This window comes from Streptomyces canus 299MFChir4.1, from assembly GCF_000383615.1.
GTDB classification, from domain to species: Bacteria; Actinomycetota; Actinomycetes; order Streptomycetales; family Streptomycetaceae; genus Streptomyces; species Streptomyces canus_C.
Genome location: NZ_KB911666.1, coordinates 1 through 10,396, shown reverse-complemented (window position 1 = coordinate 10,396; position 10,396 = coordinate 1). Strand labels below are relative to the sequence as shown.

The window sequence follows — 10,396 nt, the reverse complement described above, 5'->3', positions numbered from 1 at the left end:
AGCGCACAGCGCACCTAGAGGACCTGTACACCCAGGCCTTCACAGCTGAACACGTCGAGGACTGGAAAACGGCGATCGACCTGTATGGGCGGATCTTGCAGCAGGATCCGGACTACCGGGACGCCGCTACCCGACGGAACTTCTGCCGTGGTCGGCAGCGCATCACTCACCTCCAAGAAAAACTGCGCTCTTACGCGGGCCGAGAGCAATGGCAAGCGGCAATCGAGGTGAGTGAAGAACTCCATCAACTCGACCCGGACACCGCCGACCCCGACGGACTTTCCACACACGCTCGCCAAAAACTGGCATACCAGCAGCGCACAGCGCACCTAGAAGACCAGTACACCCAGGCCTTCATAGCCGAACATGCCGAAGCCTGGTCCGACGCGATTGACTGCTATGAGCGGATCTTGCAGCAGGACCCGGACTACCGGGACACCGCTACCCGACGCAACTTCTGCCGCGACCGTCAGCACGGCGCCCGGTCAACCTCAAGCGGTCGCAATATACCGTTGATCTTCTCAAGGAAGACCCTCGTTCTCGACACTCCTTGCGGAGCCATAGCGTGGGGGGATAGTGGTCGACGCCAATCCCTAGCCGTCGACATTTGGGGAGATGCACAAATTCGCGTTTTCGACATATCCGGAGCCGATCCGTTGAATGTGAGAACAGGAAAAAAGGGGCCGCCTTATATTGCAGCGCTCAGTCCGGATGGCACCCGCCTCGTCGGCAAAGGAAAAAAGGGCGCCACAATATGGGATGCTCACACGGGAAAGAAACTTCTTCATATATCGGCCGGGATTGGGGTGACTGCAGCGGACTTCAACCCGACTGGTACCTGTCTCGCTACCGGGTCCTACCACTCGGCTTGCATTTGGAATTCGGAGACCGCCGAGAAGATTTTCTCAGCCACGGGACGTGCTATCCAGGCGGTGGCATTTAGTCCGGACGGAAATCGATTGATTGCGGCTGATCAATGCGGGCTGCATGTGTGGCAAGTGGATAATGGCCTAAAAATATTTGAAGATCTCCGAAGTTTCTTGAATTCGGTAGCGTATAGCCCGGATGGAAAACGTGCCGCTGCTGGCAGTGAAACTGACAACAGAGCCTATCTTTGGAATCCGGGCCATGTGTATGAATTGACCCACGATTCACCTGTCACATCAGTCACATTCGACCCGAATGGTACTCGGCTCGCCACTGGCAGTGCAGATGGAACGGCTCGCATTTGGGATGCAACCAACGCGCAAATGATGTGCAAAATAGTTCATGATGATCCTGTTACTTCGTTGGCGTTCAGTCCAGGTGGCGCCCGGCTCGCAATCGGCACCCGACATGCCGTCACGGTGTGGGAACTGCGATATATCTAGCGGTCCCCCGAGGATAGAGGAGAGCTCATGGGCCAGCTCGTTGAATTCCCTGCCGAGGGTGGCAACACCATACTCGTCGAGGTCAGTGACCAATCCACTGGAGTGGTGACGCGCGGAATTAGTGGATCCAATATCTCCGTACGCGCTCAACGCTCATTTGAGGATGCCATATACCGCATGCAACCCGCCATCCGCGCGGTATTCTCCCATATTCAATCCGCGACACAGTCTCCCAATGAGATCCAAATCGAGTTCGGTTTGAACCTGCATGCCGAGGCAGGTGCATTTATTGCTGCAGCGAGCGCCACGGCTAATTTCACGGTCACGCTCACTTGGCATCGAAATGAGCCGCCACCCGCCGAATGAGGGACAGGGCAGACCTAGATTATTAAGGTAGGCCGATCTTCCCGGAGGCTGAACCGTGGCCTCATGCGCGCACCGCTTCCTGACGACGGACGACCTCGGACCGCTGCTGCGCATCGCCGCCCATGAAGACACCGCAACCTGTGCACCGAAGCCCTCGCGGTGTGCGCCGCGCTCCCACTCGACGAACAGGCGGCGAGGAGGTCGCGGAGCTGGTTCTCAGCCGTTTCCGGGCGGAGCCTCCGGTGGCCTCCTGGAAGAGTGGGCCGCCGACGACGGCTCGGCCCATCAGGACGCAGTGCGGCGGCCGCTGGCCACCCCGGACCGGCCCGCAGTCACACCTTGGTACGGGGCGATGCGGGCGTGCGGGCTTACGTCCTGGCCGTGGAATGGACTGTGACCGCCCGCCTCCTTGACGGCAACGGCTTCCCGTCTGACCTGTTGGCGCAGGCCCGCAACGGGAGCGCCGAGTGATCCCGACGCCGCCGCACCGCGCGAACCGAACCGTGCTGCCGCTGTACCTTGTCCCAACGGACAGGACTCCTCGAACTTCACAGCCTTCAAAGACACCGGCTGCCCCGTCAGCTCGGCGCCCGCCGCAGGCTCTTGGCCGCACATGCTGTGGGCCTCGCCGGCATTGCCCGGATCGACCCATGACCTGACCGCCGCCCGGCGCCACGGCGTCATCGACGCGCTCGCCGAGGCCGACGTGAAGTGCTGGGCGGACAAGGCTTACCAGGGCGCCGGGCGCCCCGTCCGGGCGCCGTTAAGGGGCCGTCGGCTCAAACGCTGGAAGCGGCGACACAACAGCACCCATGCCAAGATCCGCTGTCTCGGTGAACAGGCCATAGCCACCCTGAAGGGCTGGCGCCTCCTGCGGGAACTCCGCTGCAGCACCAACCGGATCACCAACATCGTGAAGGCCGTTTCGTTTTTGCCACGCCTCAAACTGAGGTTAGAAAGGACTCCATGAGTTGTGACATCTTCGTGTGCCGGTTCGAGAACGGTGAGCCGGCGCCGCTGGACATGAGTGCCGCGCACGAGGTCCTCGGCCCCTATGCGGTAGTGCGGGACCCCAAGACGGACTTCCTGCTGGTGAGTACGGCGGAGGGGGAGGAGGCGGGTGCGTACTTCAACACCCCGACCGGCATCACCTTCAACCGCTTCAGAGGGGACGGGGTCATGGACCTCCTGGCCGTCCTGCTGCGACGCCTGGATGCCGTGCTCGTCGTCCCGGGCGGTCCGACCATGATCCAGCGGGACGAGGACCGCGAGCTTCTGCCCGCCTTCCTCAGGGACGACGGGCCCGTCGTCGTGGCCCGTACCGGCGCGGAGATCGACCGGGCGATCCGGGCTTCCTGAACGAACGGGCGAGAGGCGGACCGGCCCCAGTGCATGTCACCGGGAACGGTCCCCTCGTCTCCGCGCGGGCGCGGGCGCGGGCGCGAGCGCGGCCGTAGGCCAGTACGCCTCCGCCACAGCAGCCACGCCAAGATCCGATGCATCGGCGAACAGGTCATGGCGACCTTCAAAGGCTGGTGCCTCCTGCGAAAGCTCCGCAGCAGCACCAAGCGGATCACCGACATCGTAAAGACCGTTCTCGTCCTTCATCACGCCTCAACCTGAGGTTGGAAAAGGCTCAGGGGCTGAATTCGGAGCCATCAACCACGAATTTGCCCCGTGTTGCACCCTGCTGTCAGACGTTTCATGCTGGATGTGCGGCCCGTTTCGCCGTTCTCCGATCAACTCGCAGATCCGCAAGTGGTGCCTCTCGCGGATCTGCGCCGCCGGGAAGGGGACGCCTGGTGAAGGTTTGCCTGCTGGCGCCACCGATGATGGATGTTGTCGACGGTGCTCTTCAGACCATCTCCATGGACGCCGAGCGGGAATGTCCGCCGTACGGCCTCTACATGCTGACCGCAGCACTGCGTGCGGCGGGTCACGAGGTCGTTCTGGTGGACCTGATCGCGGAACAGAGCGTGGACCTGACGCCCCATCACCGAGCGCTACAGGACTGCCAGCTCGTCGGGGTGGGCGCCACCTCGCTGTCGTGGCCGAGCGCCCGGGTCGTGCTGCACCAGATCGAGAAGCTGCTGCCGAACGTACCGATCGTCCTCGGTGGCATTCACCCGACGATGTTCGACCGGTACGTGCTCGACACCACCCCGGCGACTTACGTCGTGCGCGGCGAGGGCGAACGTGCGCTCCTGCGGCTCTGCGCTTGCCTGTCCACGGGAGCGTCCGTCGCAGACATCCCGGGCCTCACGTGGAGAACGCCGGACGGAAGCGTCGTACGCAACCCCGCCGCAGCGAAGATAGACAACGAGGAACTGGGCGTGTTCCCAGTGCCCGACTACGCGTCCCTGGCACCAGGCGTGTACAAGGGCCTCGCGATCGAGTCGTCACGCGGGTGCGCCTTCGACTGCTCGTTCTGCTCGACGTCGTATCGCCGGTCGTGGCGGCCGATCCCGGCAGAGGAGTTCGTCGACCGGCTGACGAGCGTCCTACCCCATCTTCCTCTGACCAGGTACCACAGCACCTACATCATCGACGACGAGTTCTCGATGAATCCACGTCGCGCGGTGCGCATCACCGAGTTGCTGCACGATCGTGGCCTCGAACCCTGGCTGGTGTACGACTCACGGGCGAACGACCTGCTCTTCCCCGGCTATGTCGAAGGCATGGCGGACCTGACCTGTCAGTTCCTGGTCGGTGCAGAGTGCGGCTATGACGAGGGACTGAAGAGGATCGGCAAGGGCACGACCACCGAGAAGCTGAGGTTGGCCGCGGCCAAGCTCGCCCGGTTCGGTATCAGCGACCGCGCCGACTTCTCCTTCATCCTCGGACTGCCGTGGGAGTCCATGGACGAGATACGCACGACAATCCGGTTCGCGGCGGGTCTGCACGCCGAGTTCGGGGTACGAATCCTCCTTCAGTGGTACCTGCAGATCCCGGGTTCCCGGCTGTGGGAGGCTGACCGGTCGGCCGGCCTGGTCAACGAGGTGATGTACGACGAGTTCGGGTTCTTCCGGAACCTGTACCTGTTTCGTACCGGAGTGCGCATCGCACCGGACGACTTCTACGACGTCGCGCACATGGTCGAGGGCCTCCAGCGCGCGACACGGGCCCGCTATCCCGAGCGCCGCATGGTCGAATTCACGTTTCCGTCCGCCATCGCCGCCTATTTCCCGGCCGGTGTCCTGGATGGGAGCGACTCCGGTCTGGTGCGGCTGCGCGAGGTGAGCCGGCCCGGCAGGGCTCCGACCGCCGTGCTCGAACCGACGACGGTCGACCTCGGAGTTCCCGTGGGAGTACCGCGTCGGCATTTCATCGGATACCAGTAGCGTGAGGAGCGGCGACGTGACGAAGGAAGAGAGAGACGCCGAAACCACCGGCTACCTCCGACTGATCGGGCGCTCTATCGAGGACGCGAGCTTCCGCGACCTGCTCCAGTCCGACCCTGATGCGGCGTTGAAGGACATCGGGTTCTGGGTGACCGACCCCGACGAGCGGGAGCTGGTGGCCCAGCGTCTGTCCGAGAACGTCAGGCGGCCGATCGATCTCCCAGGCGGCGAGGGAGCGCACGTCGGCATCCTCGCGGCGGTCGGCGTGGCGATCGGCACAAACCTCTCCGTGCCGGAGATGGCCGACCCCGAGGTGTGCCGCCAGGCCATCAGAGCCCGGGTCGCCAAGGCGATGGAGGAACAGACGGACGAGCCATAGGGGGAGACCGGTCCAGGCACTCACTGGCTTGGCCGGCGAGAAGTGGGCCCACCCGAGCCCGGGCCAGCTGTCGATCTCGGGCGCCGCGAATCGACATCAGACTGGACAGCGCGGTCGCTGGTCCCCTGGTCGAGCTGCTGGAGCAGGTGGTGGCCGACTGCGAGCGGCTGCTGGGGAGCGAGCACCGCACCACGCGCCGCTTGCGTGGCAACCTCTCCTCCTCCTACCAGCAGGCGGGACGTACGGGCGAAGCCACCAGTTGAACATCTGCAGCGGTGTATCCCGCTAACCGCCGAGTTCGCAGTGGTGGCGGCACGGTGTGCCGGGACATCCGGCGCGTGACGCCGGTGACCTGGAGGGCCGTGGTCCAGTTGGTCTTGATGGCGCTGCGCGCGGCGGACAGGGTGATGATGCCGGCGCAGACGGCGTTCTTCAGCTTGGTCTCCACGCCGTCTTTGGAGTGCGCGGTCTGGGAGCCGGAGTGGGGCTCGGGCCACAGGTTGCCGGGATCGCGGGGCGCGCCACCGAGTTCGAGGGGGACGAGGTGGTCTTCCTCGTAGTCGGCGATGGTGGTGTCGGAGTAGCCGTAGTCATGATGCCCTGGGCCTTGAGCGGGTTGGTGTAGGACGTCGGGGACGGACGGTGGCGGTCCAGCCGGACACGAAGATGGTGCTGTTGATGGTCGACTGGGTGACGTCCGGGTTGCAGGCGCCGGGCGCATGACACCACCACCGGTGTCTATGCGAGTAGACCCACGGGATGAACACCAGGTACCCTGCGCAATCCTTGTCCTGCCGTGACCAGCCTTTTCCGAAAACCCGCGTTTCATCGGGGAGTTGGGCGTCGCAGCAGAAAGGGACAGAATGTGCGCTGGTTAGCCCGCTCCAGCGCGGCCGGACCCGCACCGGTCCAGACTTGCTCTCATAGGTACGGCTGTGGCCCTGACCGACTTACCGGTCAGGGCCACAGCCGTACCTATGAGAGCGAAGGGCGGTCGCTGACGCGGGCCAACGGCCCGCAGGGCTTCAACGCGTGGCCAGGGAGGAACGGACCGGCCGGGCCATGCCCCTACGCCTGCAATATCACGCCGTGCCGCTGATGAGGAAAGAAGGGTCAGTGGTGGTGGCCACGGTCGCGGTCGTGGCCGCCGTCGCGGTGGTGGCGCTCGCCCCAGGAGGCGTCGTCGATGAAGCGGTCGTGGTCGTTGCGCAGGGTGGCGGTGTCGGAGTGGTTGTCCCACACGTAGTTGCGGCGGTCCATGTACAGGTCGCTGTCGGTGTCGCGGCCCTTACCGGTGTGGATACGGACGGTGGCGCGGCCTTCCAGGCGGTAGTGGTCGAAGGTGTAGGTGCGGCCGTCCTTGTTCTCCAGGGTCCAGCCGTCGAGGTTGACGTCGCGACGCGTGGTGTTGGTGAGCTCCACCCACTCCTTGTTCAGCGAACGCCGCGAGCGGTCGTCCCATCCGGGCGAGTCGTACTGCACCGCGCTGATCTCCACCTTCGCCCGCTCGGGCCGGGCGTGGTCGCCGGCCGATGCCGGCAGTGCCACCGCCCCGACGATCGCGGCGGCCGCGAGAGCGGCGGCGGACAGACGACGGGCGGTCACCGTGGAAGAAGACACAAAGCCCCCAGGGCTGTACGGGCACCCGCCCATCCCGGACCCCTGCGGGGTGACGGAACGGGCTGGTGCGGTGTGCGGGTGGCGGCCGGCTTGGCCGCACACCCACACCATGACCACCGTGTGCAGATCGTGAACGCCATATGGGCGCTCCATTACGTTTCGCCCACATTGCTGTGACTCTCGGATGTGTCGTCCATTTATGCGGCGAACACACCACGTTGACGCCACGCCAGATCCCCAACCCGTGCACGCCTTGACCGGCCACCTCCTCTCGCCAGAGCGCGCCACCCCACCCCCCAACGGACCGTCACCCGAAAGTGCGTAACAGCCCCTCCTGCCGCGCTGGCCCAGTTCGTACCCAAAGCTCCGGTCGCGCGCTCATCACGTACGGGCTCCGGCATGAGTCTTGGGTCAAGGGCCGTGCGCACGGCGGCCGTGTATCTGTGCGTTGTACCCGGCGGGCAGGAGGCACGGGAAGCCGCTTCGTGCTCAGCGGCAGGGTGATCAGGGGAAGTTCGGCGATATGATGCGCAACGTCACTGCCTCGGGGCGGGCGTAAAGAAAGCCCTCGGAGATAACACTCTGTGCAGGATTGAGTACGGATTCTGTAGTCGTAGACCTGAGGTTCACTCTCCGAAGGCGCTTTCTGGCCGCAGAGACCCCGCCGGGGTCCCTCATCGAGGCAAGGGCTCGCCGTGGCCATCCTCATCCCTCTACCCAATGGCCTGTCCATGGCCATTGCCGCCGCCGCAGAGGCCGTCCTCATCCTCGCCTTCCTGTTCGGCATGGGAGGCGGCAGCGCAGGAGTGCGTGACTCACCAGCCTCGTCCCCGACATCAGCAGCACCGGGTGACCGCACACCGCCACCGGCTTCCCCGGCCGCGGAGATCCGCTGACGGCTGTGCGTGATCCTGACCATCGCTCTCCAACTCCGTACGAGCGCATCGGCCCTTGGCGCCGGTCATCGGCCTGATCGTGCCGTGTCCCGCCATCGGGGGTCGGGTACGGCTTCGGCAACTGGCCGTGGCGGCAGGGGAGGCTGTCGGGTGGGTAAGGCGAGCCGGGGCACGAAGGAGCGCAGCAGGGACAGGGCCGAGCAGTGGACGGCCACTGGCGCCGCCCGGGCAGCGCATCGGTTGCGCGAGCAGACCCGGCAATCGCCGGCGGGTAACCCATGGCTTCAGATGACACTCGCGTCCAACATGAACAACGTCGTCGCCGAGCTCCACGCCGTTCTGGCGAACAGCGGCCTCATCGAACTGGGGGGGGAGCAGCCCGAGGGCATCGCGAAAAACGCCGCGATGTCGATGATATTGGGCAAGCAGGGATACCGGCCGCCATGGCCCCGAGTGGCCGGGGACGCCGCCTCCTGGCAGATGCGTCAGATCGAGAAACTGCTGCGGCAAGCTGAGCTTCTTGTCATCTCCCCGGCCGCGCACGCTGCGATCATGGCTGAGGCCGCCACCCTCGACACGGCCGATATCAGCACCCTGGACCGTGACCGGGACGTCCTTATGCCCACCGGGTGCTGGTGCTGCCCGAACCCATTGTGGTTGTCAATCGCACCGGCACCTTGTCGGACACCAAGGCGTTCGGCTGGCAGTTCATCACCCAGCACCAGATTCTGCCCACTGCGCAGTATCCGGGTGTGCCGGTGACGACGTTCATGGACCGCGACGGGCCGGTGCAGCCAGTCGGATGGCGGCAAGCGGTCTCCCAGGCGCGTGCCTCCGGCAGCCCAGTGCCGTCGCTGATGCCGGACGGGATGTACGGGATGCGCGGTGATGCGTGTCTGGCAGAGGAGAGCAGTTGACCCTGCGCACGGCGAATGAAGCAGCGAACTGACTGTCCGGCCAGGCGCACGAGCGGGGCACCTTCTCCCGCAAGGCGTTGCAGGGCTTCGCCTACCACGATCTGAGGGTTCGGGGTCTGTCGGCTTGGCCCGCGCTGCATGTGCTGCGGAAGGTCGCTGACGCCTACAGCACCCTGCGGGCGAACATCCGCAACGGGAACCTGGGAAGGCCCGGTAGTAAGCGCCGGTCCAGGGCGAGTCCAAGCCGATCGTCTTCCGCGAGGATGCGGCCCAGCCGTGTGACGACCGCTGCCTCAGCTGGCAGGTGGACATGCGGACCGTGTCCATCTGGACCACCGCCGGGCGTTTCAGGGGCGTACGGTTCACCTGCTCCGAGCACCCGCAAGCCGCTGGCCGAGCACCGCAAGGGTGAATCCGACCTTGTCCACCGAGCCGGCATGTGGTTCCTGATCGCCATGTGCGAGACGGACGAGAGCTGAACCGCTGCCGAAAGCGGCAGCTTGCCCTGCGGGCCAAGCTCCAGAAGAAGGGCACCAAGTCCGCCAAGCGGGTTCTGAAGCGGCAGCGCCGCAAGGAGCAGCGCAAGGCGACTGAGACCAACCACATCATCTCGAAGCGCATCGTGACCGAGGCTCAACGCACCGGGCGCGGGATCGGCATGGAAGACCTTGCCGGTATCCGCACCCGGGCGCGGCTTCGCAAGCCCCAACGGGTCGCGCTGCACTCCTGGGCGTTCGCCCGGCTCGGGCAGTTCGTGGAGTACAAGGCGCGCCGCGCTGGTGTCCCCGTCCTGTTCGTCGATCCCGCCTACACCTCCCGCAGGTGCGCGGAGTGCGGGCACACGGACAAGCTGAACCGTGTCTCTCAGGGACGGTTCGCATGCCGGTCGTGCGGATTCGTTGAGCCAGTTGGGCTCTACCTCCAAGCCTGGCCCTTAGAGCCAGGTAGTTGACAGCATCGCCATGTGGCGGCGTGTACGCCCGGCTGTATCCGTATTCAGTACTTACCTTTGCCCATGAAATCGACTTTCGGGGTAAATGCATGAAAACGGATGAAATGGCTAGTTTGGTCATCCCGTCCGTCGAGGGGACTTCGTCGTCCGGAGCGCTGCGGGGCAGGGCACTGCCCTGGCCTCTCGTGGTCGTTGTCCTGGCGGCGATCGGCCTGGCGGCGGTGCTCGCCCTCGTCGGTACCACGTGGCTGGAGCGGCCGGCCGTCGCCGCGTGGCGGACCGTCTGCCTGGCCATCGCCGTGCAGGCGTTGCCCTTCCTGCTACTGGGCACCGCCCTGTCCGGTGCGATCAACGCATTTGTTCCGGCTGCCCTGTTCAGCAAGATGCTTCCTCGGCGACCTGCCCTGGCCGTGCCGGTGGCAGGCGTGGCCGGAGCGGTCCTGCCGGGCTGCGAGTGCGCGGGCCTTGACCCCGAATCCTGAACACGGGTTATGCGACTCGTGCCAGCGTAGTTGGTGTGCGGTAGAAGGCGTTCTCGAAGGCGATCGGTGATCG

General features: G+C 65.2%; 9 protein-coding genes and 3 pseudogenes. 9 read left to right on the top strand and 3 right to left on the bottom strand.

Annotation, left to right across the window (positions count from 1 at the left end):
* The 4 genes and pseudogenes from H293_RS56835 to H293_RS0148090 all read left to right on the top strand — a co-directional run.
* A partial coding sequence (locus H293_RS56835) for a WD40 domain-containing protein (RefSeq protein ID WP_472727926.1) occupies window positions 1–1,370 on the top strand: 1,370 nt, incomplete at its 5' end.
* A gap of 27 nt (window positions 1,371–1,397) precedes the next feature.
* A complete protein-coding gene (locus H293_RS58990) occupies window positions 1,398–1,736 on the top strand; it encodes a CU044_2847 family protein (protein ID WP_158694603.1) in 339 nt (112 codons plus the stop codon).
* 613 nt (window positions 1,737–2,349) lie between these two features.
* Window positions 2,350–2,706, top strand: a pseudogene (locus H293_RS56830) (transposase family protein); the annotation flags it as partial.
* Window positions 2,703–3,095: a hypothetical protein gene (locus tag H293_RS0148090; RefSeq protein ID WP_020124893.1), complete on the top strand. Its 393-nt coding sequence runs from the start codon at window positions 2,703–2,705 to the stop codon at window positions 3,093–3,095. The pseudogene H293_RS56830 and the gene H293_RS0148090, both read left to right, overlap by 4 nt.
* Before the next feature lie 36 nt (window positions 3,096–3,131).
* On the opposite strand, the gene H293_RS61945 is transcribed toward H293_RS0148090, so the two are convergent.
* Entirely contained in the window at window positions 3,132–3,347 is a 216-nt protein-coding gene (locus tag H293_RS61945) for a hypothetical protein (protein WP_158694602.1), read from the bottom strand.
* 218 nt (window positions 3,348–3,565) lie between these two features.
* Here H293_RS61945 and H293_RS0148085 point away from each other — a divergent pair, with 218 nt between their 5' ends.
* Together H293_RS0148085 and H293_RS0148080 are read left to right on the top strand one after the other, a co-directional pair.
* The gene (locus H293_RS0148085) at window positions 3,566–5,077 is read left to right on the top strand and encodes a B12-binding domain-containing radical SAM protein (RefSeq protein WP_020124892.1); all 1,512 of its coding nucleotides are present in this window, start codon (window positions 3,566–3,568) and stop codon (window positions 5,075–5,077) included.
* Between the two features lie 16 nt (window positions 5,078–5,093).
* Entirely contained in the window at window positions 5,094–5,456 is a 363-nt protein-coding gene (locus tag H293_RS0148080) for a hypothetical protein (protein WP_020124891.1), read from the top strand.
* Window positions 5,457–5,679: 223 nt separating this feature from the next.
* Here H293_RS0148080 and H293_RS61210 read toward each other — a convergent pair whose 3' ends face one another.
* Complete coding sequence (locus H293_RS61210; RefSeq protein WP_259294747.1) at window positions 5,680–5,904, bottom strand: hypothetical protein; 225 nt, start codon at window positions 5,902–5,904, stop codon at window positions 5,680–5,682.
* 665 nt (window positions 5,905–6,569) lie between these two features.
* Window positions 6,570–7,061 carry a lamin tail domain-containing protein gene (locus tag H293_RS0148065; RefSeq protein WP_020124889.1) on the bottom strand — a complete coding sequence of 164 codons (492 nt, stop codon included), beginning with the start codon at window positions 7,059–7,061 and terminating at the stop codon, window positions 6,570–6,572.
* Window positions 7,062–8,601: 1,540 nt separating this feature from the next.
* On the opposite strand from H293_RS0148065, the gene H293_RS54200 reads away from it, so the two are divergent.
* The 3 genes and pseudogenes from H293_RS54200 to H293_RS0148045 all read left to right on the top strand — a co-directional run.
* Window positions 8,602–8,889: a hypothetical protein gene (locus H293_RS54200; protein WP_020124887.1), complete on the top strand. Its 288-nt coding sequence runs from the start codon at window positions 8,602–8,604 to the stop codon at window positions 8,887–8,889.
* Window positions 8,865–9,790 (top strand): annotated as a pseudogene (locus tag H293_RS56815) (RNA-guided endonuclease TnpB family protein); the annotation flags it as partial. The gene H293_RS54200 and the pseudogene H293_RS56815, both read left to right, overlap by 25 nt.
* 155 nt (window positions 9,791–9,945) lie before the next feature.
* Window positions 9,946–10,308 (top strand): annotated as a pseudogene (locus H293_RS0148045) (permease); the annotation flags it as partial.
* Between the last annotated feature and the right edge of the window lie 88 nt (window positions 10,309–10,396).

Excerpts from the sequence above, each read along its gene's own strand:
- H293_RS58990 (WP_158694603.1), top strand. The coding sequence starts at position 1,398 with ATGGGCCAGCTCGTTGAATTCCCTGCCGAGGGTGGCAACACCATACTC.
- H293_RS0148090 (WP_020124893.1), top strand. The coding sequence starts at position 2,703 with ATGAGTTGTGACATCTTCGTGTGCCGGTTCGAGAACGGTGAGCCGGCG.
- H293_RS0148085 (WP_020124892.1), top strand. The coding sequence starts at position 3,566 with ATGATGGATGTTGTCGACGGTGCTCTTCAGACCATCTCCATGGACGCC.